The organism is Nocardiopsis sp. MT53 (assembly GCF_019598965.1).
Classification (GTDB): domain Bacteria; phylum Actinomycetota; class Actinomycetes; order Streptosporangiales; family Streptosporangiaceae; genus Nocardiopsis; species Nocardiopsis changdeensis.
The window spans coordinates 1,204,449-1,226,727 of the sequence record NZ_CP080599.1; the positions used below are offsets into that span (position 1 = coordinate 1,204,449).

Below are 22,279 nucleotides of genomic sequence, written 5' to 3' on the forward strand. Positions count from 1 at the left end.
ACCTTGAAGGTCGCTCGACGGGAGTTCCCGCCCGCGCCCGAGACCGCGGCCGCGGCCCGCGAGTTCGTCCACGACACCCTGCTGTCCTGGGGGGTGCCCGATCCGTTCGACGACGTGATCCTGTTGGTCAGCGAACTGGTGACCAACGCGGTCATCCATGCCCGCTCGTCCCTGGAGGTGACGGTGCGCCGCCTGGAGGGCACCGTCGAGGTGATGGTGACCGACTCCGCGCCCGAGCGCGCGGTGCCCCAGGCCGGCCCCCTCTCCGTGGACGCCTCCCCCTCCCGCGGCGAGGAGCGCAGCGGCGGGCTGGGACTGGCCCTGGCCTCGGCGATCGCGTCCAGCTGGGGCGTGAGCTACGGGCGCACGGACAAGGCGGTGTGGTTCCGCATCGACGACGCGGGCGACGGGGTGTCGGCCCTGGAGGCCCCGGCCGCGGCGCGCCGCACCCCCAACCGCCCCACCCGGCCCGCGCCGTGGTCGTCGCTGGACGCCGCTCTGGGCTCCCGGCTGAGCCTTCCCCAGCTGCTGGAGCGGACGGTCGAGTACGCCGCGACGGCGCTGGGCGGCGACGCCGCCTACATCGCGCTGGCCACCTCCGACGAGACCATGTGGGAGGTGCGCTCCGCGGTGGGGCTCACCTCCGGCGGCGCGCCGTGGCGGCCGCTGCGCATCCGCACCGAGGAGGCGTTCCCGTCGGCCGCGCCCGAGCCCGGCGCGGTGATCAACGACGACCTGATGATCGCCCGCGCCCACCGGGGCCGGCTGTCGCGGGCCGGGATGCGGTCGCTGGTGACCGCCCCGCTCATCGTGGACGGCCGGGTCACCGGCCTGCTCGGGGTGGCCTCGCGGCGGGCCCGGCACTTCGCCGCGGCCGCCGCCAAGCGGCTCCAGGAGGGCGCCGACCTGATCGCCCTGCCCGTGGAGCGCGCCCGGCTGGCCGAGGTGGAGCTCAACCGGCGGGCCTCGCTCAGCTTCCTGGCCGAGGCCAGCGACCTGCTGGCGGGCACCCTGGACGAGCGGATGACGGGGGCGCTGGCCGCGCAGCTGATCACGTCCCGGCTGGGCCGCTGGTGCGCCATCCACACCATCAACGAGCTGGGCGTGCCGCGGCTGACGCACGTCATGCACGGCAACGAGAACTACAACGACGTCCTGCGCGAACTGCTCTCCGGCGAGCCGCCGCGCGAGCAGCGCGACCCGCACCCGCTGTGGGGCCCGGCCGACTTCACCGGCGCGGACGGCGGGGAGATCGACGACGGGCTGGTGCGCGAGCTGGTGCGCGGCCCGGCGATCAGCATCCCGCTGGTGGCGCACGGGCGCGAGCTGGGCCGGATGACCATCGGCAAGAACGAGTCGGACGACTTCACCCGCGAGGAGGTGGACGTCGCCGACGACCTGAGCCGCCGGGTGGCCTCCGCGATGGAGAACGCCCGCCTGCACGAGCGGCAGGCCTCCATGAGCGTGGCGCTGCAGCGCAGCCTGCTGCCCGCCAAGGAGAAGGAGCCGACGATCCCGCACGTGGACCACGCGGTGTTCTACCGTCCGGCGGACGAGAAGAACGTGGTCGGCGGCGACTTCTACGACGTGTTCGCGGCCAGCGGCCGGTGGTGCTTCGCCATCGGCGACGTGTGCGGGACCGGCCCGGAGGCCGCGGCGGTGACCGGCCTGGCCCGGCACACGCTGCGCGCGCTCGCCAAGGAGGGGTTCACCCCCTCGCACATCATGCAGCGGCTGAACATGGCGATCCTGGACGAGAACACCTCGACCCGGTTCCTGACGATGCTGTACGGGGAGATGACCCCGGCCACCGACGGCGGGGGCGGGATGCGGGTGCGCATGGTGTGCGCCGGGCACCCGCTGCCGCTGCGGCTCAACCCCAAGGGCGAGGTGGAGCAGTTCGGCACCTCGCAGCCGCTGCTGGGGGCGTTCGAGGACGTCGGGTTCACCACCGAGAACGTGGACATCCGCCCGGGCGAGGTGGTGCTGGCGGTCACCGACGGGGTGACCGAGCGCCGCAGCAACTCCGACATGCTCGGCGACACCGGCCTGGAGCGGATCTTCTCCGGCTGCTCGGGCCTGTCGGCCCAGGCGGTCATCAGCCGCATCGACCGGGAGCTGGAGGAGTACGCCCCCGGCGGCCACACCGACGACACCGCCATGCTGGTCCTGCGCTTCCTCTGAGGACCCCGGGCCCCGCCCCGGTGCCCGGGGCGGGGTCCGGGCGGGCGCGCCCTCAGAGCCAGCCCATGTCCTGCGCGGTGCGGATGGCGGCCATGCGGTTGTCGGCGCCGACCTTGCCTATGGCGTTGGAGAGGTAGTTGCGGACGGTGCCCTCGCTGAGGTGGAGGGCGGCGGCGATCCGGGCGACGGTGGCGCCGTCGGCGGCGGCGCGCAGCACCTCGGTCTCGCGCTCGGTGAGGGGGCTCTCGCCGCCGACCATGGCGGCGGCGGCCAGGTCGGTGTCGATGTAGCGGCCGCCCTCGTGGACGCGGCGGATCGCCCCGGCGAGCTGGTCGACGGGCGCGTCCTTGGCGAGGAACCCGCGGGCGCCCGCGGACAGGGCGCGGCGCAGGTAGCCGGGCCGGCCGAAGCTGGTGAGGATGACGACGCCGCAGCCGGGGGCGGACTCCTTGAGCCGGGCGGCGACCTCCAGCCCGGTGGCCCCGGGCATCTCGATGTCCAGCACGGCGACGTCGGCGCCGTGCTCGCCGACGGCCCCGGCGACGAGGTCGCCCCGCCCGACCTCGGCGACGACCTCCAGGTCGTCCTCCAGGCTCAGCAGGGCGGCGATCGCCCCTCTGACCAGGTGCTCGTCATCGGCCAGCACGATCTTGATCAAGGTCGGCCCTTCGGTCTGTGTCGGTTCGGTCGCGGCGCGGTAGTGTTCCGGACATCTCGGTGCATAGGCCACAGGGGCCACCGATCCGGGCAAGGGGGTGTCCTCTTCGAGGGCTCTCCGGAGGAGAACGGACTCGAAACCCCGGTATATCGGGCTCTCACCCTGTTCTAACCCATGCGCCGCATGATGGAGCACAACAGATCGGAACATCGTCCCGCCAGCCGGAGGATGAGTTGAACCCCAACGAACCCACACCAGGTACCGAACCCGACGCCTCGGAGAACCTGCCCGGGACCGACGCCGCCGGGCCGGTGGGGGACGCCTCGGGCGAGCACGGGACCTCCGGTCCGCAGGGGCCGGAGCCCTCCGACGGCCGGGGCGCGGGGGCCCCCGGACCTGCGGAGGGCACCGGCCCCAGGTTCGCGCCGCACGACGTGCCGCAGGACCGGCCGCCGCGCTGGGCCACCGGCCCCAACGAGGCCGACCGGGTCGCCTTCTCCTTCCCGCCCGAGGGCGGGGAGGGCGTGCGGCCGGGCGGGCCCGAGCCCGGCCCGGTGCCGCACGCCGCCGCCCAGGGGGGGTTCGCGGTTCCCGGCGGACAGGCCCCGCAGGGGCAGCCCGCCCACGGGCAGGCGCCGCACGGCCTGCCGCCGCAGGCCCCGCACGGGCACGCTCCGCACGGCCAGGGCCCGCAGGGCCCCGGCGGACCCCAGGGGCCCGGCGGGCCGCAGGGCCCGTTCGGCACCCCGCACTTCCCGGGCGGGCAGCCGCCCTACGGCGGGCACGGCGCAGCTCCGGCCGCGCCGCAGCCCGAGCGCAAGAAGGGCTCGGGCCGGGTCGTCGGCATCGCCGCGGTCACGGCCCTGGTCACCAGCCTCATCGTCGGCCCGGCCGCCGCGCTGGGCACCGCCGCGCTCTTCCCCGACGGCCTGAGCGGCCCGGTCAGCTCCCTCACCGGTGAGCAGGGCGGGACCGCCACCGAGGGGGAGGTCGGCGAGGTCGCCGAGACGGTGCTGCCGAGCGTGGTGTCCATCCAGACCGCCAACGGCGGCGGCAGCGGTGTGGTCATCTCGTCCGACGGCCAGATCCTCACCAACGCGCACGTGGTGGACGCCGCCCAGGGCGGGCCGCTGGAGGTGCTGTTCAACGACGGCACCTCGGCGCCGGCCGAGGTCCTGGGCTCGGACCCGGTGTCCGACATCGCCATCGTCCAGGCCGAGGGCGCCAGTGGGCTCCAGCCCGCCGTGCTGGGCGACTCCGACCAGGTCGGGGTGGGCGCCGACGTGGTCGCGATCGGCTCCCCGCTGGGGCTGTCCGGCACCGTGACCACGGGTGTGGTCAGCGCGCTGAACCGCCCGGTCAACACCGGGGCCACCGAGAGCGGCAACGGGCAGACCTCGACGGTGATCAACGCCATCCAGACCGACGCGGCGATCAACCCCGGCAACTCGGGCGGCCCGCTGGTGAACATGGCGGGCGAGGTCATCGGCATCAACACCGCGATCGCCGGCCTGTCCCAGGAGAGCGGTTCGGTGGGCCTGGGCTTCGCCATCCCGATCAACCAGGCCAAGCCGATCGCCGAGCAGCTGGTCGCCGAGGGCAGCGCGAGCTACCCGGCGATCGAGGCCACCATCACCAACAGCCCCGACGGCGGCGCCGCCATCGTCGAGGTGACCGAGGGCGGCGCGGCCGACGAGGCCGGGCTGCGCGCTGACGACGTGGTCGTGTCCGTCGACGGGACGCAGGTCACGACGCCGGACCAGCTCATCGCGCAGATCCGCTCGCACCGCCCGGGCGACGAGATCACGCTGGGCGTGCGGCCCGGGGGCACCGGGCAGCCGCGGGAGGTCACCGTGACCCTGGGCGAGCAGAGCTCGGCCTCGGTCGAGCAGGAGGCCGAGGAGGACTGACCCCGGAGGGAGGGGTTCTCTGGAAGGACACGGACACGGGAAGACCGCGGGGCGGGGCCGTACGGCCCCGCCCCGCCGTGTGTCCGGGCCCCGGTGTGCGCCCGGGCCCCGGCGTGGGGGTGGCACCACCGCCGGGGGCGGGGCAGCGCCACCGCGGCCGTGGTGTGCGCCTCCTCGTACCGCGCGGCGGGCCGGATTACCGTCGGTCGTGACAGGTGGGGACCGCGCCGCGGCCGTCCGAGGGGGCGGGGCGGCCGGCGGGCGAGGGGACCGGCGGGATCACCGGTCGGCAACGGCGCGGTGATGAAGAGTACACAGGTGATCACTCAGGGTATCGTTCCCTGCGTCGTGTGCTCGTCCGTCGCCACTCCGTCACCCGGAGGTCGGCGGTGGTCAACGCGGGTGCCCCACACTCGTGCGTACACGGCGACCCGATGTGCACCGGCTCAGGAGACACCCCGATATGACCACCTCGTTCCTTCCCGAACCCCCACCGGCGGCCGAGGTCCGGACGGCCGCCGCGGGGCACCGCACGACCGTGCTCATCGGCACGGACACCTACCCGCCCGACGTGAACGGCGCCGCCTACTTCACCGCCCGGCTGGCCAGGGGCCTGGTGCGGCGTGGGGTGGCCGTGCACGTGGTGTGCGCCTCCCCCGACGGGCGCCCGCACGTGGTGGAGCGCGGCGGGGTGGTCGAGCACCGGCTGCGGTCGATGTCGTCCCTGGTCCACGACAGCGTCCGGCTGGCCCTGCCGCTGGGGGTGCGCGGCCACCTGGACCGGCTGCTGGAGCGGTTGCGCCCCGACGCCGTCCACATCCAGAACCACTTCCTCATCGGGCGGATGCTGGCCTCCGCGGCCCGGGCGCACGGCGTCCCGGTCGTGGCCACCAACCACTTCATGCCGGAGAACCTCTTCGACTACGTGCACGTCCCCGGCTCGCTGCGCCCGTACGCCGCCCGGATGGCCTGGCGGGACCTGGGCGCGGTGCTGTCCCGGGTGGACCACGTCACCACGCCGACCCCCGCGGCCGCCCGGCTGCTGTGGGAGCAGGGGTTCACCCGGCCGGTGGAACCCGTCTCCTGCGGGATAGACCTGGCGCGGTTCCGGCCCGTGGAGGGCGGGGAGGAACAGCGCGAGCGCATCCGGGCCCGCCTGGGCGTACCCGACCGGACCACGGTGGTGTTCGTGGGCCGGCTGGACGAGGAGAAGCGGGCGGACGAGCTGATCCGGGCCGTGGCGCGGACCGAGGCGGACGTCCAGCTGGTGCTGGCCGGGCACGGCGCCTACCGCAGGAGGTTGGAGGACCTGGCCGCGTCCGAGGGGGTCGCCGACCGGGTGGTGTTCCTGGGGTTCGTCGCCCACGAGGACCTGCCGGACGTGTACCGGGCCGCCGACGTGTTCGCCATCGCGGGCATCGCCGAACTCCAGAGCATCGCCACCCTGGAGGCCATGGCCTCCGGGCTGCCGGTGGTGGCCGCCGACGCCATGGCCCTGCCCCACCTGGTGGAGGAGGGCGCCAACGGGTTCCTGTACCCGCCGGGGTCGCCGGAGGCGCTGGCCGCCCGGCTGGACGAGGTGGTCGCCGACGAGGCGCGGCGGCGCGCCATGGGCGCGCACAGCAGGGAGATGGCCTCCGCGCACCGGCTGGAGGACTCCCTGGCCCGGTTCGAGCGGATCTACCGGGAGGCGGCCGCCGAGGGCGTGTCCCTGCCCGTGGGCGGGTTCGCCGTCAGCCGGTAGGCGGTCCGGCCGGCCCGGACGGCCCGGACGGCCCCGGGGGCGGCGGTGCGGCGGGTGTGATCACCGGGAGTGTGAAGCCGATGGCGGCCCCGCCGCCCTCCCGGTTGCGGGCGAACACGTCGCCGCCGTGGGCGCGGGCGATCTCCCGGACCATGGACAGCCCCAGGCCCGAGCCCGGCAGCCCGCGGGCCGAGGTGGCCCGGTAGAAGCGCTCGAAGATCCGCCCCGTCTCGGCCGGGTCGATGCCCGGCCCCCGGTCCAGCACCTCCACGGTGCCGTTGCGGATGCGGATCGCGATGGGCGCGGAGCCGTCGGGGTCGAACTTCGCCGAGTTCTCCACCGGGTTGGCCATCGCCCGTTCCAGCGCGCTCGGACGTCCCTGCACGGTGCTGTCGTCGGCGTCCACGACGATCTCCCGGCCGGTGCGCCGCCGGGTGCGGGCCGCCACCTTCTCCGCCACGTCGGCCAGGCGCACCGGGCTCGGCGTCTCGTCCTCGTGGTCGCCGGTGGCCAGCCCCACCAGCTCGTTGACCAGGGTCGTCAGCTCCCGGGTCTCCCCGCGCAGGTCGTCGATGAGGCTGGAGCGCGCCTCCGGCGTGAGCCGGTCGGCCCTGCCCAGCACCTGGATGTTGGTGTAGAGGCTGGTCAGCGGGGTGCGCAGCTCGTGGGCGGCGTCCTGGACCAGGCGCCGCTGCTCCTCCTGGGAGCGGGCCAGCCGGGCCAGCATCGCATTGAAGGCGTCGCCGAGGCGGTCCACCTCGTCGTGCCCGCCTTCCCCGGCGGAGGAGTCGCGGTGCCCGGCCAGCGGGTCGAGGCGGCCGGTGGAGCTGACGTATTCGGCGGTGTCGGTGAGCCGGGCCAGGCGGCCGGTGGTGCGGTGGCCGATCAGCCACCCCGCGCAGGCCGCGAACAGGGCGACGAGCAGGCCCACCCACAGGATCTGGGTGGCCAGGCGGTCGAGCATCCGCTCGGTGGGCGACATCTGCTGGATGACCTGGAGGGCGCCCGCGCCCTGGCCCAGGGACACCGTCGCCACCCGGTAGGCCTGGCCGTTCACGGCCTGCTCGCGGGTGGCCACCTCGCCGGGCCCGTCGGCCAGGACCATTTCCATGTCCTCGTCGCTGGGCGCGAAGAGCACCACCTCGGAGGTGGCCGACACCTCGACCTGGCGTCCGCCGTCCGGGGTCAGCAGGTGGATCTGGAGGTCCTTGCCCGCCAGGATCGGGCTGCTGACCGACGCGGCGGCACCCGTCCGGCTCTCGCGCAGCGAGACGATCTGGTCGGACAGGGCGGTGACGACCCGGTCGAACTCGTCGCGGACGTCGGCGCGGATGAGAGCGGCCGCCGTGGTGTAGGCCAGGGTGCCGACCAGGGCGATGGTGACCGCCACGACCAGCGCGAACATCACGGCGAACCGGGTGCCCAGGCGCCAGCCGCTCGGGTGCAGGAGCATGCGGGGCGGGGTCCGGCCCTCGGACACGGCCCTCACCCCTGCGGACGCAGCGTGTACCCGACACCGCGCACGGTCTGGATGAGCGGCGGCCCGCCGTCCTCCAGCTTGCGGCGCAGGTAGCTGATGTAGACGGCGAGGTTCTTGGACTCCGGACCGAAGTCGTAGCCCCAGATGCGGTCGTAGATGGTGGCGTGGTCCAGCACGATGCCCGCGTTGCGGACCAGCAGTTCGAGCAGGTCGAACTCGGTCTTGGACAGCTCGATCTCGCGGTCGCCCCGCCACACCCGGCGGGCGCGCGGGTCCAGGGCCAGCTCGCCGACGCGCAGCGTCCCGCCCTCCGGGTCGCCCGGGACCGGGGCGGCGCGGCGCAGCAGCGCGCGCAGCCGGGCCAGCAGCTCGTCCAGCTCGAAGGGCTTGGCCAGGTAGTCGTCGGCGCCCGCGTCCAGGCCCGCGACCCGGTCGGGGGTCTCCACGCGGGCGGTGAGCATGAGGATCGGGGTGCGGTCGTGCTCGGCCCGCAGCACCCGGGCCACGCCCAGCCCGTCCACGCCCGGCATCATCACGTCGAGGATGAGCAGGTCGACGGGGTCGGAGTGGACGGCGGCGAGCGCCTGGACCCCGTCGGCGACGGTCCGGACCGTGTAGCCCTCCAGCTGGAGCGCGCGCTCCAGCGACTCCCTGATGGCGCGGTCGTCGTCGGCGACCAGCACGGTGGCGGTGGTGGCGTCCATGGGCCTCATGCTGCCGTATCCGGGTGAGAGGCCGGTAAGAGGCGGTTCGGGCGCGTGTCAGAGCCGCGGCCGCGCCCTCCCCGGCCGGGCGCCCTGCCCTCCCCCGCCGGGCTCCGGCCCGGGGCCGGTCCGGGCGCGTGTCAGGCGGGCGGGGTGAAGGAGCGGGTGCGGGCGAGCCCCGCGGCCCGGCCCTTGCCCGCGATGACCAGGGCCATCTTGCGGGACGCCTCGTCCAGCATCTCCTCGCCGAGCATGACGGCGCCGCGCCGCTCCACCTCGGTGGCGTGGGCGTAGGCGTCCAGGATGAGCTCGGCGTGGTCGTAGTCCTCCTGGGAGGGGGCGAAGGCCTCGTTCGCGGCCTCGACCTGGAGCGGGTGCAGCACCCACTTGCCGTCGAAGCCCAGGGCCGCGGTGCGCCCGGCGGCGCGGCGGAACGCGTCCACGTCGCGGATCTGGAGGTAGGGCCCGTCGATGGCCTGCAACCCGTGGGCGCGGGCGGCGGTGAGGATGCGCATGAGGACGTAGTGGTAGGCGTCACCGGTGTCGTAGCCCGGCGGCTGCTCGCCCACGACCAGGGTCTTCATGTTGAGGGAGGCCATGAAGTCGGCCGGCCCGTACACCAGGGTCTCCAGGCGCGGGGAGGAGGCGGCGATCTCCTCCACACGGGTCAGGCCGCCGGCGTCCTCGATCTGGGCCTCGATGCCGATCCGCCCCACCGGCAGGCCGACGGCGCGCTCGATCTGGGTGAGGAGGGTGTCCAGCCACTGGACGTCGCGTGCGGCGGTGACCTTGGGCAGCACCAGGGCGTCCAGGTTCGCGCCCGCGCCCTCCACCACCTCGATGACGTCGCGGTAGGCCCAGGCGGTGCTGGCGTCGTTGACCCGCACCGTGCGGACCCTGTCCCCCCAGCCGCCGTCGTTGAGGGCGGCGACCACGGTGGCGCGGGCGGCCTCCTTCTCGGCGGGGGCGACCGCGTCCTCCAGGTCGAGGAAGAAGGCGTCCGCGTCCAGGCCGCGCGCCTTCTCCACGAACCGGGGGTTGGACCCCGGCACCGCGAGCACCGACCGTCGCGCCCTGAGCCCGCCCATACCGCTCCCCCTGTCGTCCCGCACGTCCCACCTGGTGCCGGGCCCATCATGGCATCACCGCGTGCATAGAGTGGGACGGGGCCCCGTGGGTCCCCAGAACCGGGAGGAGCCGCCGATGTCCACCACGTCGTACCCGACCAGCGCCCACTGGGGCAGCTACCGGGTCCTGGTCCGCGACGACCGGGTGGTGGGGGTACGGCCGGACCCGGACGACCCGGCGCCGTCCCCCGTCATGGAGAACACGCCCGTCGCCCAGCACCACGGGTCGCGCGTGGCCCGGCCCGCCGTGCGGCGGCGCTGGCTGGAGCACGGGCCCGGGCCCGACCCGCGCCGGGGCGACCCCGACGACGAGTACGTCGAGGTGGGCTGGGACCGGGTGCTGGACCTGCTCGCCGGGGAGCTGGACCGGGTGCGCACCGCGCACGGGAACGCGGCGATCTACGGCGGGTCCTACGGCTGGGGCAGCTCCGGGCGGGTGCACCACGCGCAGAGCCAGCTGCACCGCTTCCTCAACAGCATCGGCGGGTACACGCGCTCGCGCACGACCTACAGCCACGGCGCGGTGGAGACCCTGTTCCCGCGCATCATCGGCACCCCGGCCGCCAACCGGCTGCTGCACCGGGCCCCCTCGTGGGAGGTCATCCGGGAGCACACCGACCTGGTGGTGACCTTCGGCGGGCTGCGGGTCTCCAACATGTGGATGACCTCGGGCGGGCGGGCCGCGCAGACCGCCGGGCCGTCGATGCGGGCGGCCTCCGACGCGGGGGTGGGGTTCGTGTCGCTGTCGCCGCTGCGCGACGACACCCCCGACGACGTGAAGGCCGAGTGGGTGCCGCTGCGGCCGGGCACCGACACGGCGGTGCTGCTGGCGCTCATGCACGTGCTGTTCACCGAGGGCCTCGCCGACACGGCGTTCCTGGACCGGTACACCGAGGGTGCCGACGTGGTGCGCTCCTACGTCCTGGGCGGGCGCGACGAGCGCGGGAACCGCCCCGGCCTGCCCCGCACCCCCGAATGGGCGGAGCGGATCAGCGGGGTGCCCGCCGACGACATCCGCGAGCTGGCCCGGAGGATGGCCCGGGGCCGGACCCTGGTCAATGTGGGCTGGTCGGTGCAGCGCGCTCGGTACGGCGAGCAGCCGCTGTGGGCGGGGCTGGCGCTGGCCTGCTGCCTGGGCCAGGTGGGCCTGCCGGGCGCCGGGTTCGCGTCCGGGTACGGGTCCATGGGCAACTACGGCGGCGGGTCGACGCCGCTGGGGCTGCCGGTGATGCCGCAGGGCGACAACGCGGTCAAGGACTTCATCCCGGTGGCGCGCGTGTCGGACATGCTGCTGAACCCGGGCGGGACCTACCACTACGACGGCGAGGAGCGCCGCTACCCGGACATCCGGCTCGTCTACTGGGCGGGCGGCAACCCGTTCCACCACCACCAGGACCTGGCCCGGCTGACCCGGGCGTTCGGGCGGCCGGAGACCGTGGTGGTGCACGAGACGCACTGGACGGCGACCGCCCGGCACGCCGACATCGTCATCCCGTCCACGACGGTGCTGGAGCGCGACGACCTGACCGCCAGCCGGGGCGACCTCAGCCTGCGGGCGATGCCCCGCGCGGTGCCGCCGCACGGGGAGGCGCGCGACGAGTACGACACCTACGCCGACCTGGCCGAGCGCCTGGGCGTGCGGGAGGAGTTCACCGAGGGCCGCACCTCGGCCGACTGGATGCGGGAGATCTACCGGCGGTGGCGGTCGCTGGTGACGCGGCGCGGGATCGAGGTCCCGGACTTCGACGCGTTCTGGGCAGCGGGCCGGGTGGCGATGCCGGGCCGGGTCGAGGACGAGGCGCTGCTGGGCGGGTTCCGCGCCGACCCGGAGAAGAACGCGCTGCGCACGCCGAGCGGGCGGATCGAGCTGTACTCGGAGACGATCGCGTCGTTCGGGTACGAGGACTGCCCGGGGCACCCGGTGTGGCTGCCCGGTCCGGTGCTGTCGGACCGCGGCGGCGAGTTCCCGCTGGTGCTGGTGGCCAACCAGCCGACCGGGCGCCTGCACGGGCAGCAGGACATGGGCGCGCACAGCATGCGCGAGAAGGTCGGCGGCCGCGCGCCCGTCCGCCTGCACCCGGCCGACGCCGCCGCCCTGGGGATCACCGGCGGCGACCTCGTGCGCGTGGTCGGCCCGCGCGGCTCCTGCCTGGCCGGCGCCGTGCTCAGCGACGCGCTGATGCCAGGGGTGGTCCAGCTGTCGACGGGCGCCTGGTACGACCCGTCCTCGGCGGAGGCGACCTGCGTCCACGGCAACCCGAACGCCCTCATCGCCGACGAGGGCACCTCGTCCCTGAGCCAGGGCTGCACGGGGCAGCTGGCCCGGGTCCGGGTGGAGCGCTTCGACGGCACCCCGCCGCCGGTCCGCGCCTTCGTCCCGCCCCGCGGTACCACCCCGGCCTGACGGGGGGCGGGCCGGGCCCCGGCGATACGGGTGGACGCCCGGCCCGCCCCCGTCTAGGGTTCCTGGGATGAAGCTCAGACCAGGCGGCCCCGACGACCTCTCCACCGTTCTCGGCATGCTGGACGGCGCCGTCGAATGGCTCGTCGCCCACGGGCGCACCGGGCAGTGGGGCACCGAGCCCTGGTCCTCCCGGCCCCGGTCCGTCGAACGGATCAGGAAGATGCTCACCGAGGCCGAGCCCTGGATCGCCGAGGCCGACGGCGGGCCCGCGGGCGCCCTCGTGCTCGACGGCGCCCCCGGCCCCGAGCTCCCGCCCGCCAACGAGCCCGAGGTCTACGTGCGCCTCCTGGTCACCGACCGGCGCTTCGCCGGCCGCGGCGTGGGCGCCGCCCTCCTGGAGCACGCCGCCGAGGAGGCCCGCCGCCGGGACGTCTCCCTCCTGCGCGTGGACTGCTTCGCGGGCGGCGGGGGCCGCCTGGTCGCCTACTACACCGGCCAGGGCTTCACCCCCACCGAGACCTTCACCGTCGGCGACTGGCAGGGCCAGGTCCTCGCCAGGCGCGTCGGACCGCACCCGGCCGGGGAGGCCCCGGCGGACCGGTAGCCGACTCTCTGCGGACGGTCCGGCGACCCGCGGTCAGCGGACGAGGAGGCGGTCGGCGGAGCGGGGCAGCAGCAGGCCCGCGAGGCCGACGGCCGCGTACACCACCTGTCCCGGCGCGAGCATGCCCAGGACCGCCCCGCCGTTGGCCGAGGGCGAGCGCAGGAAGGCCCGCATGTCCGGGTGGGCGCGCGGCACCCCGTTCCCCGACACCAGCAGGAGCAGCACCGCGCACAGCAGCACCGCCGCCCACACCGCGTCGAACGCCGACAGCCCCCCGAACCAGGTCTGGAACCGCTCCAGCGCCAGCAGCGCGTACCCCGGCTCCCCCGCCGGGACACCCGGCGCGGCCACCGGGACCACGGCGACCGCCACCGCCGCCGCGCCCGCCATCGCCGTGACCCCGCCCGTGGCCGCCAGCCCCAGGCGCCGCGCCAGCTCCCGCGCCGTCCGGGTCAGGTCCTGCTGCGACGGGTGGTGCCGCCACGGCCGCCCCGCCGACCGGGCCTCCCCCATGGCGTTCGCCCGCCGCTGCCGCAGGAACCTCCAGGTGTCCCCCAGCACGGCCGGCCCGCGCCGCGCCGCGATGGTGCACGCCGCCAGCTCGTGCACGATCATCGCCAGCGTCGTCGTCAGCGTGACCGGCAGCTCCGCCCAGGCCAGCGCCGCCCGGCGGAACCCCGTCGCGATGTCCCCCGGCACCCGCACCCGCGTCGCCACCGCGCGTCCGCGCGCCCGCCGGCGCAGCCCCGCCAGCGGCGGCAGCCCCGGCAGCGGCGGGGTGCTCTCCGCCGCCGTCGCGATGAGCCGGTAGTCCAGCGCCACCGCGCACAGCACCAGCACCACCAGGAGGAACGGCGTCAGCACTCCCCCGCCGAGCAGCCCCAGCACCACGCCCGACGCCGGGTGCAGCGCCGCGCCGGCCAGGACCGCGTTCAGGTTCAGGTGCTCCAGGAACGCCAGCAGCACCGCCAGCGGCGGCAGCGCCCACAGCCACCGCCCCCGCCCCACGACCGCCAGCCCCAGCGCCGCCCCGACCAGGCCCGTGGTCACCGCGTGCCCGGAGAACACCGCGACCACGGCCCCGGTCCCCCGGTCCACGAGCTCGCTGCCGCCCGGCAGGAACCACCCGCCGCCGCCGGAGCCGCCGACCGCGAGCGCGGTGACCAGGTGCTCGGCCAGCTGGAACCCCGCCCCCGACGCGGCCGCCAGCAGCGCGAAGTCCACCGCCGCGAGCCTGCGCGCCCGGCGCGGCGCCACCAGCGGCAGCAGGAGCAGCGGGAGCAGCTTGCCCACCTCCTCCACCGTCACCGCCACGTAGGTGTACGGGACCACGTCGTAGGTGTCCGCGCCCAGCGCCCCCGCGACCGCCCGCTCGGCCAGCCCCATCGGCCACAGCAGCAGCGCCCCCAGCGCCGCGACCCTCAGCAGGGAGGCGAAGGCCACCGTGCGGGACCGCGCGAGCAGCGCCAGCTGGAACAGCACGGCGAAGAGCGTGACCACCGCCGGCAGGACCGGGGCCGCCACGGCGGAGACCGCCAGCGGCGCGATGGCCGCCACCGCCAGCGCCGTCCAGCCCGCCGCCCCGCGCAGCGCCCGCAGGCCGCGGGCGGCCCGCCCGCTCCGGACGCGGTCGGCCCCGGCGGCGACGCGTTCGTAGAGGTCGGGTCCCGGGGCGCGCTGGGGCCCCGCGCCGGAGCACCGGTACAGCGCCGCCGCCCGCACCAGGTCCGGGGTCTTCTCGATCTCCGCCCGCGACGCGAAGTGCGCCCGGGCCTGGGGGATGTCCGCCCCCACCAGTTCGCGCACGAAGTCCGCCGGGCCCGCCGCCACCGTCAGGTCGTCCGCGGTGATGAGCACCGCCGCCGAGAAGTCCTCCACGCACACCAGGAAGTCGGTGGGGTCGGGCCCCCACCCGCGCACCAGGTCGATGAGGGTGTCGGTGTGCAGCGGGATCTCGGTGACGGGCTCGTAGGAGAACTCGGGCCGGGTGCGGCACACCAGCAGCCGCTCCACCCCCATGGACCGCCCGGCGGCGATGACGGCGCGCACAAGGTTGCGGTCGCGCGGCACGAGGAACGGCGTGGTGACCTTGCCGTCGGCCCGGATCCACTGCGGGTCGAGCTCGGTCGCTCCGGCGCACACGCGCAGGACCAGGTCCCGCGCGAGCATGGCCTGTTCTTCCATCTGGGGATCCTCGGCCGTCTGGGGGTGGGGAGGTCGGGGCCGGGCGCCCGCGGCACCGCGGCGTTCCGGCCCGACCGAGCATAACGGCGGGACCCCGGCCCGTCAGGGGGCGGGCTCGGGCGCGGAGCCGGGCACCCGGGCGGGCCGCGGACCGGCCCCGAAGGCGTCGGCGGACAGCTGCGCGAAGTGCCGCACCCCGGGCAGGTCCAGGGCCCAGCCGGTGAACGCCCAGCCCAGGTGGAGGTGGTCGAGCGCGCGGGCCAGGGCGGGCACCCCGCTCCAGCGGACCCCCTCCGGGTTCTCGTAGGTGAGCCGGTACAGGACCTCGGGGTGTTCGTGCGCGTCCCGGATCCGGAGCGCCACCGGCGACCGCGCCTCGATCCACGCCCGCAGCCCCTGGCACAGCGAGCAGTCGGCGGCCACGTACAGGGTCCCGGCGGCCCGGTGCGGCCAGGGCCTCCAGCGGGGCAGCCAGGCCCGCACCCCGGAGCGGTAGCGGTCCCACTCGGGGCCGAAGGACTCGCGCAGCCGCTCGCCCTCGTGCCAGGCCGCGAACCCGGCGCCGTAGGCGAACGCGACGAGGGCCCCGTACAGCGGCCGCGGGTCGGCCAGGACCGCGGCCAGGACCAGGTAGACGGCGACGACGGTGGTCTGCATGGGGTTGCTCAGGTAGGCGTAGGGACCGCTGGTGACCAGGCGCTCGGGCGGGTCGTAGGGCAGCGGGGTGCCGCCGCCGACCCGGGCGAACTCCCGGGCGGCGGCCAGCCCGGGCAGCGCGGCGAACCCCAGCAGCTGCAGGGCCGCGGGGAGGCCCCCGGGTACGGAGAACCCGTCGCCGGGCAGGATGCCCAGGGCCGTGACCGGCAGCACCACCATCAGCCCGAAGGACAGCACCGCCTGCGCCCACATGCGCGCCCGCACGGCCTGGCCCCGGCGGGTCCAGTGGGCGAGCACCAGCGCGGGGATCAGGCACAGCGCCGACCCGGCGAACTCGCCGAGCAGCCAGGTGCCGTGGAGGACGACGACGGGCTCGGCCAGCGGCATGGCGATGATGTCCGCCCACACCAGCAGCGCGGTGAGCAGCGGCACCGGCAGGAACCGGAGCAGCACCGCGGGCAGGGCGCCCCACAGCAGCGCCCAGGCGAGCAGCAGGTCGACCGGGATGCCCGCCCACACGGCGCCCTCGGCGTGGAAGGACCACCAGCCCGCGTGCAGGGCGTAGAGGTTGAGCGGGATGAGGGTGAGCAGCGCCCAGGCGGTGGAGACGATCATGGCGGCGGTCTCGCGCGGCCGGGGCGGCCGCCACAGGCACAGGGCCACGAGCGGCAGGACGGGGACCGAGAGGCCGACGCCGCGGACGAGGAGGGCGGGGAGCTCGGGGCCCATCACCGGTCCTCCGCCGTGGACGCGGCGGCCCCGGCGCCGGCGGTGAAGGTCTCCGCGAGGTAGGACGCGGCCAGGTCGGTGGCGTAGGCCTGGATCGGCCCGAAGTACCAGGACGGCTCGTAGGTGCGGTCGTAGTCGATGGCCCAGTCCATGCGGGTGCCGTCCCCGTCGGCGGTCCAGGTGGCGGTGGCGCGGTGCATGTCCATCCACTTGGCGAACGCCGCGTCCTCGGTGACCTCGAACACGACCCGGCCGCCGTCGGCGCGGACCTCGCTCTCGACCACCTCCAGCTCCATGTGGCGGGGGGTGGGCTCGGAGCCGATCTGGAGGGTGGTGCGCGGGGTGAACTCGATGCGGCGGGTGTCGCCGACCTCCAGGCCGGTCCCGGTGGCGGCGACCGGCTCGGGGAAGGGAACGGCGCGCAGGAACACGGCCTCGAAGGGCCCGTAGGCGGGCGGGGCCGCCAGCGCGGCGGCGACCTCGGCGGGGTCCGCGCCGGTGGAGGCGCCGCCCTCCCCCCGGTCGGCGCGGGGCAGGAAGGAGATCCCGGCGACGCCCTCCAGGGTGAGGACGAACAGCAGCGGAACGGCGAAGAGGGCCTGGTGGGACCGGGGGCCGCCGCGGGCGATGGCGGTGGCGACCGCGGTGACCAGGGCGACCACCCCGTAGAGCAGGGGCGCGGCGATGACCAGGCAGACCATGCCCTCGCCGAGGATGACCGCGGACATGGCCAGGACCACGGTGAGGACCGCCATGGAGACGCCCATGGCGCTGCGGGGCCGGGCCGTGAACACCACGAGCAGGGCGATGCCGGTGGGCAGGCCGAGGTAGAAGAGGGCGGTCTGGTCGAGGGCTCCCCAGTGGGTCAGCCGGATCGCGACGACCGCCACCGGCAGGACCAGGACCAGGGCCGCGAGCAGCCAGCGGGACCCGCTGGCCAGGGGGTTCTCGGACACGGCGATCTCCTTCATCGTCCGGCTGAATCAATCGATTTAATCACTTGATTAAACCGTATGATGAAGAAGATCGGCAACGGCGGAGGAGCGAGGGCATGGCCAGGAGCGGCGGCGCGGGGCGGCGGACCAGCGAGGAGACCCGGGAGAAACTGATCGCGGCGGCGGCGGAGACGCTCCGCGAGGAGGGGTACGCCGGGGCGTCGGCCCGGGCCATCGCCACGCGGGCCGAGGCCAACTCGGCGCTGGTCTTCTACCACTTCGGGGGCGTGGACCAGCTGCTGCTGGCCGCGCTGGACCGGTCCAGCGCCGAGCGCATGGCCATGTACCGGGAGCTCACCGCGCCCGCGCGCACCCTGGAGGAGCTGGTGGAGGCGGCCGTCCGGATCTACCGCACCGACCTGGAGCGGGGCTACATCACCGAGTTCTCCGAGCTGGTCGCGGCGGCGGTCACCAAGCCCGAGCTGCGCGACGGGATCCGCGACCGCGCCGAGCCGTGGATCGCGTTCATCGAGCAGGAGTGGGAGCGGGTGCTGGGCGGCTCCCCGCTGGCCCGGCTGCTGCCCGCCCGGGAGGTGGCCTACGGGGCGATCACGTTCTACCTGGGTGTCAACCTGTTCTCGGTGCTGGACGAGGACCACTCGCGCACCGAGGGGGTGTTCGAGCTGGCCGGGCGGCTCGCCCCGCGGGCGAAGCTGCTCACCCTGCGGCTGCCGCGCCGGGGGCGCGGCGCGGCGGAGCCCGAGGAGGCCGGGGGCGGGGGCGGGGGCGGGGTCGACGAGGCGGGCTGACCCGGGCCGCGGGGAGCGGACGCCGTCGGCTCCGGGGCCGAGGAGACCTGCGGGGACGCGGCGGCCTCGCGAACGGGGACCCGACGGCCGGCGAAGGCGAACGTCCGAGCCGCCCGGGGAAGCCGGAGGTCGGGAGGCCTCCGGTCAGGGCGGCACGGCCGAGTGCCCCGGGAAAGGGAGCGATCAGGGGACGTCGCACGGCCGCCCCCGCCCTCCCCCGAAGACGGGGGCGGCCGAAAGGCCGAGGGGGAAGATCATCCGGAAGACCGAGGTCGGCGGCACCGGCGAACCATAGGGTGGAACCCACAGTCGAGCACGGGAGAAGTCCATGACGCACGGGATCGACGACATCGAGGTGGCGCCGGGGATCGTCTTCCCCGACACCTCCGACGGGCGCACCCACGTGGCGGGCGCGATCATCGCCGCCCCGGACGGGCGCATCTTCGCCCAGCGGCGGTCCCCGCACCGCAAGGTGTTCCCGCACTGCTGGGACATCGTCGGCGGGCACGTCGAGCCCGGCGAGACCATGCTGGCCGGCCTGGTCCGCGAGGTCGAGGAGGAGACCGGCTGGCGGCTGCGCCGGGTGGAGGCGGAGCTGTTCCGCCTCGACTGGGACCCGGGCGACGGGCTCACCCGGCACGAGGTGGACTACCTGGTGCGGGTGGACGGCGACCTGGAGGCGCCGCGGCTGGAGGCGGACAAGCACACCGAGTTCATGTGGGTGGACGAGGAGAAGGTGCCGCTGCTGCGCGACGCCCGCGACCCGGGCGACTACTTCATCACCGACATCGTCAAACTCGGCCTGGACGCCGCCCGCCCACGCTGACCCGGGGCCCCGGGCGAGGCCCCGCCCGGAGGCGCGCCGCCTCTGGCAGCCACATGCCGTCGAGCACGGTGACCGGCCGGACGAAGTCACACCACGGGGAGGGGCACGCCCAAGGGCCCCGGTTCGCGGTCGCTCGATGATCCGCACGCCGACGGGGCCCTCGCATCCCGCTCGACGGGTACACCGCTCCGAACGTCAGGGCTCGGCGCCTTGGCAGAGAGAGGATGCGCTCAGCGGCCGCGGGGATGCCGCAGGGGCAGTCCGCGTTCGCGCTCGAGACGTTCGAGGAAGTCGACCAGGTCGGCCCGCTCCGCGGTCACCGCCCCCACTCCACGTACTCGGGGGTGTCGGCGGCCCCCGCACTCGCGGCCTCCGCACGCAGGATCTCCCGCACCGAGCGCTGCGGAACCGGGCGAGGGCCCCCGGGACGCCCCCGCCGCTGTTCGCGCTTGCGGCTCACCGGCGGCCCTCCACGCGGACCAGGGTCGGGTCGTCGGCGTCCCAGGCCACCAGGGCCTCGTCGCCGGGGGCGAAGTCGAAGCCCACGTCGTCCGTGGTCTGGGTGTAGCGGAGGCCGTCGACCTCGTACTCCAGGGCGACCAGATCCCGGCAGCCCCGGGAGTTGCCGACCACGTCGCCGCAGCCCGCGGCGAGCACCCGGGCGGTGCCCTCCTCGGGGGTCTCCACGTCGGCCGCGACGGACACGAACACCAGCAGCACGATCGGTGCCGTGCAGGCCACGCCGAGAAGGCCCATGTACAGGCCGCCGCGGAACAGCCGGGGCGGGACCGGCTCGCGCCTGCCGGGAACGCGCTCCAGGTAACGGAGCCGGCCCTGGAAGAGCATGTCGAGGCCGGGCGGCAGCAGGGCCGCGCCGACCAGGCCGAGCACGGGGAACAGCGGGCCGTCGCCCCAGGTGTCGAACCCGTACAGGGAGCCCGCCATGAGCGCGAGGGCACAGGCCGTGAGGACGGATCCGGGGACCGACCAGAGGACCACCGGCAGGCCGAACGCCCCCTCGGGCGGGCGGCCGTGTTGCCGGGCGCGGATCCGGGCCCGGTAGGCCCGGGCGCGGGGCCCGTTCGGGTGGCGCAGGACGAGGAGGACGGCGACCGGGAGGAGGGGGACCGCGAAGAGGAGCGGGGGCACCCACAGGGTGTCGCCGACCGTCGCCTCCCAGGGGTCGTGGGGCAGGTAGCGGACCGTGACGTCGAGGGGGTCGCCGCGCCGGTACCCGCCTCGCGCGGTGGCGGTCACCTCGGTCCCGTCCGCGGTGGTGAAGACCACGACGGGCCGTCCGCGCTCGACCTCCACCACCGTGCCGGGAGCGGTCACCGAGTCCGTCTCGTAGGCCAGCCGGGTGACCACGTCCCCGACACCGAGGGCGCCGAGGAGGGCGAGGGCGACACCGAGGAACGGCATGAAGACGAAGATCCGCGCGAAGACCGCACCGGGCTTCGGGGGCTCCTCCACGGGGGCGGGGTGGGGGTTCAGGGGTGGGCCTCCTCGTCCGCTCTGCCGGAAGCACGGGAATCCGTATCCGCTTTGTCCTTTTCATGGACGTATGAGGAAACAGAACGGTTTCCTTGCCGGGCCGGGATCCCGGCGCCCGGTGAGCACGGCGCTTCGAGGCCGAGCGCCGGAGCCCCCGTCCGGGCCGGGACGCCCCGGCCCCGGGGACGGCCAGGGCCGCGAGGCCGGCACCGGTCCGGGCGGGGGGCGGGTCCGGCGGGAACACGTGCTTCCGGCCGGGGCGGGGGTCAGGGGGTGGCGGAGGCCCGGATGGCGAGGAGGGCGGCGGGGATGCCGTCGAGGAGGTCCGAGGCGCTGACGGGGGCGCCCGCGCGGACCAGGGTGGCGGCGCGCCCGTGCAGGTGGGCGCCGCAGACGGCGGCCTCCGTGGCGGGCAGGCCCGCCGCCATGAGCGCCCCGACGATCCCCGACAGGACGTCACCGGAGCCCGCGGTGGCCAGCAGCGGGGTCCCCGTCGCGTTGACGGCGACCGGCGAGCCCGGGTGGGCGATGAGGGTCGTCGAGCCCTTGAGCAGCACCGTGCAGTCCAGTTCGCGCGCCGCCCGGGTGGCGTGCTCCAGGCGCCGCGCCTCCACCTCCTCGCGGTCGGTGCCCAGCAGCCGGGACAGTTCGCCCGCGTGCGGGGTGACCAGGGTCGGCGCCGTGCGCTCGCGCACCAGGTCCGCCAGGGCGCCGTCGCCCAGGAGCGTGATGGCGTCGGCGTCCGCGAGGACCGGCAGGTCGCTCTCCAGCACCACGCGGAGCTCGTCGGCGTTGCCGGGCCGGGTCCCGCGCCCCGGGCCGATGACGGCCGCCGCGGCCCGGCCCGGGTCCAGGCGGGTGCTGCTCAGCGGGTCGTTGACCTCGGCGACGACCTCGGGCCAGCGGGCGAGCACCTGGTCGACGACCGGCTCGGCCCCCGCGTAGCGGACCATGCCCACCCCGGTGCGCAGCGCCCCGCCGACGGTGAGGACGGCGGCGCCCCTGTAAGGAGCCGATCCCGCCCGGACGGCGAGGACGCCACGCCGGTACTTGTCGGACTCCGGCCCCGGGACGGGGAGCAGCGCGGCGACGTCGGCGTCGTCGAAGGACAGCAGGGCCGGGCCCGGCAGCTCGGGCCCCAGGCCGATGTCCACCGGGTGCACGCGCCCCGCGCGGGCGGCCCCCGGGTCGACGAGCAGGCCCGGCTTGTGGGTGCCGAACGTGACGGTGACGTCGGCGCGGACGGCGGCCCCGGCCACCTCGCCGGTGTCGGCGTCCACCCCGCTGGGCAGGTCGACGGCGACCACCGGCGCCGGGGCGTTGGCGGCCAGCACCGCGAGCGCGGCGAACGGGGGCCGCAGCCCGCCGCGGCCGCCGATGCCGAGCAGGCCGTCGACGATGAGGTCGGCGTCGAACAGGGCGTCCTCGGCGCGGTCGGCCGGGACGACGCGCCCGCCCGCCGCCCGCAGGGCGGCCAGGCCCCCCTCGTGGGCGCGCCCGGCGGCCGGGACGGCGCGGACGGCGGCGCCCCGGGCGGCCAGGTCGGCGCCCGCGTAGAGGGCGTCGCCGCCGTTGTCGCCCGGGCCGACGAGCAGCACGACGCGCGCCCCGTACACGCGCGGGAGGAGGCGGGCGCATTCCACCGCGAGGCCGGCGGCGGCGCGGCGCATGAGCGCTCCTCCGGGCAGCCGGGCCATGAGCGCGGCCTCGGCCTCGCGGACGACGCCGACGGTGTGTGCGTAGCGCACGGGCGGACCTCCCGGGAAGGTGGCGGAAGCACCATCGTGCCGTATGGGAGCGGTGGGGCACAGGGGGCGCCACGCGGGGGAT

The 22,279-nt window shown here is 75.7% G+C and carries 16 protein-coding genes; 7 read left to right on the forward strand and 9 right to left on the reverse strand.

The features are described from left to right. Nucleotides 1-3: 3 nt before the first annotated feature. Nucleotides 4-2,184 (forward strand): SpoIIE family protein phosphatase, encoded by a 2,181-nt coding sequence (locus tag K1J57_RS05060; protein ID WP_220563317.1) that lies wholly within the window; start codon nucleotides 4-6, stop codon nucleotides 2,182-2,184. Between the two features lie 52 nt (nucleotides 2,185-2,236). On the opposite strand, the gene K1J57_RS05065 is transcribed toward K1J57_RS05060, so the two are convergent. Further along, on the reverse strand, nucleotides 2,237-2,842 hold the full coding sequence (locus tag K1J57_RS05065; protein WP_220563318.1) for a response regulator transcription factor: 606 nt from the start codon (nucleotides 2,840-2,842) through the stop codon (nucleotides 2,237-2,239). Between the two features lie 233 nt (nucleotides 2,843-3,075). Between K1J57_RS05065 and K1J57_RS05070 the strand changes: the two genes are divergently transcribed. Continuing rightward, on the forward strand, nucleotides 3,076-4,752 hold the full coding sequence (locus K1J57_RS05070; RefSeq protein ID WP_220563319.1) for a trypsin-like peptidase domain-containing protein: 1,677 nt from the start codon (nucleotides 3,076-3,078) through the stop codon (nucleotides 4,750-4,752). Nucleotides 4,753-5,215: 463 nt separating this feature from the next. Continuing rightward, nucleotides 5,216-6,496 carry a glycosyltransferase gene (locus tag K1J57_RS05075; RefSeq protein WP_220563320.1) on the forward strand — a complete coding sequence of 427 codons (1,281 nt, stop codon included), beginning with the start codon at nucleotides 5,216-5,218 and terminating at the stop codon, nucleotides 6,494-6,496. On the opposite strand, the gene K1J57_RS05080 is transcribed toward K1J57_RS05075, so the two are convergent. From K1J57_RS05080 to K1J57_RS05090, 3 genes are all read right to left on the reverse strand, one after another. Then, nucleotides 6,486-7,949, reverse strand: coding sequence for a HAMP domain-containing sensor histidine kinase (locus K1J57_RS05080; protein WP_220563321.1), 1,464 nt, complete (start codon nucleotides 7,947-7,949; stop codon nucleotides 6,486-6,488). The two genes, K1J57_RS05075 and K1J57_RS05080, sit on opposite strands and share 11 nt — an antisense overlap. 32 nt (nucleotides 7,950-7,981) lie before the next feature. After that, nucleotides 7,982-8,680, reverse strand: coding sequence for a response regulator transcription factor (locus K1J57_RS05085; protein ID WP_220563322.1), 699 nt, complete (start codon nucleotides 8,678-8,680; stop codon nucleotides 7,982-7,984). Between the two features lie 140 nt (nucleotides 8,681-8,820). Beyond that, the gene (locus tag K1J57_RS05090; RefSeq protein WP_220565351.1) at nucleotides 8,821-9,768 is read right to left on the reverse strand and encodes a CoA ester lyase; all 948 of its coding nucleotides are present in this window, start codon (nucleotides 9,766-9,768) and stop codon (nucleotides 8,821-8,823) included. Nucleotides 9,769-9,883: 115 nt separating this feature from the next. On the opposite strand from K1J57_RS05090, the gene K1J57_RS05095 reads away from it, so the two are divergent. Beyond that, nucleotides 9,884-12,211 (forward strand): molybdopterin-dependent oxidoreductase, encoded by a 2,328-nt coding sequence (locus K1J57_RS05095; RefSeq protein ID WP_220563323.1) that lies wholly within the window; start codon nucleotides 9,884-9,886, stop codon nucleotides 12,209-12,211. Between the two features lie 67 nt (nucleotides 12,212-12,278). Continuing rightward, nucleotides 12,279-12,815, forward strand: coding sequence for a GNAT family N-acetyltransferase (locus K1J57_RS05100; protein WP_220563324.1), 537 nt, complete (start codon nucleotides 12,279-12,281; stop codon nucleotides 12,813-12,815). Between the two features lie 33 nt (nucleotides 12,816-12,848). Here the strand turns inward: K1J57_RS05100 and K1J57_RS05105 are convergent, their stop codons facing one another. From K1J57_RS05105 to K1J57_RS05115, 3 genes are all read right to left on the reverse strand, one after another. Further along, entirely contained in the window at nucleotides 12,849-14,999 is a 2,151-nt protein-coding gene (locus K1J57_RS05105; RefSeq protein ID WP_220563325.1) for a PrsW family intramembrane metalloprotease, read from the reverse strand. A 102-nt stretch (nucleotides 15,000-15,101) separates the two neighbouring features. Next, nucleotides 15,102-16,385: a methyltransferase gene (locus K1J57_RS05110; RefSeq protein ID WP_220563326.1), complete on the reverse strand. Its 1,284-nt coding sequence runs from the start codon at nucleotides 16,383-16,385 to the stop codon at nucleotides 15,102-15,104. Then, on the reverse strand, nucleotides 16,385-17,341 hold the full coding sequence (locus K1J57_RS05115; RefSeq protein WP_370634598.1) for a hypothetical protein: 957 nt from the start codon (nucleotides 17,339-17,341) through the stop codon (nucleotides 16,385-16,387). Before K1J57_RS05115 ends, K1J57_RS05110 begins: the two co-directional genes overlap by 1 nt. Before the next feature lie 95 nt (nucleotides 17,342-17,436). Here K1J57_RS05115 and K1J57_RS05120 point away from each other — a divergent pair, with 95 nt between their 5' ends. Continuing rightward, complete coding sequence (locus tag K1J57_RS05120) at nucleotides 17,437-18,129, forward strand: TetR/AcrR family transcriptional regulator (RefSeq protein WP_220563327.1); 693 nt, start codon at nucleotides 17,437-17,439, stop codon at nucleotides 18,127-18,129. Nucleotides 18,130-18,457: 328 nt separating this feature from the next. Then, a complete protein-coding gene (locus K1J57_RS05125) occupies nucleotides 18,458-18,955 on the forward strand; it encodes an NUDIX domain-containing protein (protein WP_220563328.1) in 498 nt (165 codons plus the stop codon). Nucleotides 18,956-19,411: 456 nt separating this feature from the next. On the opposite strand, the gene K1J57_RS05130 is transcribed toward K1J57_RS05125, so the two are convergent. Both K1J57_RS05130 and K1J57_RS05135 read right to left on the reverse strand, forming a co-directional pair. Beyond that, on the reverse strand, nucleotides 19,412-20,428 hold the full coding sequence (locus K1J57_RS05130; RefSeq protein ID WP_220563329.1) for a DUF3592 domain-containing protein: 1,017 nt from the start codon (nucleotides 20,426-20,428) through the stop codon (nucleotides 19,412-19,414). Between the two features lie 287 nt (nucleotides 20,429-20,715). Then, nucleotides 20,716-22,197, reverse strand: coding sequence for an NAD(P)H-hydrate dehydratase (locus K1J57_RS05135; protein ID WP_220563330.1), 1,482 nt, complete (start codon nucleotides 22,195-22,197; stop codon nucleotides 20,716-20,718). Between the last annotated feature and the right edge of the window lie 82 nt (nucleotides 22,198-22,279).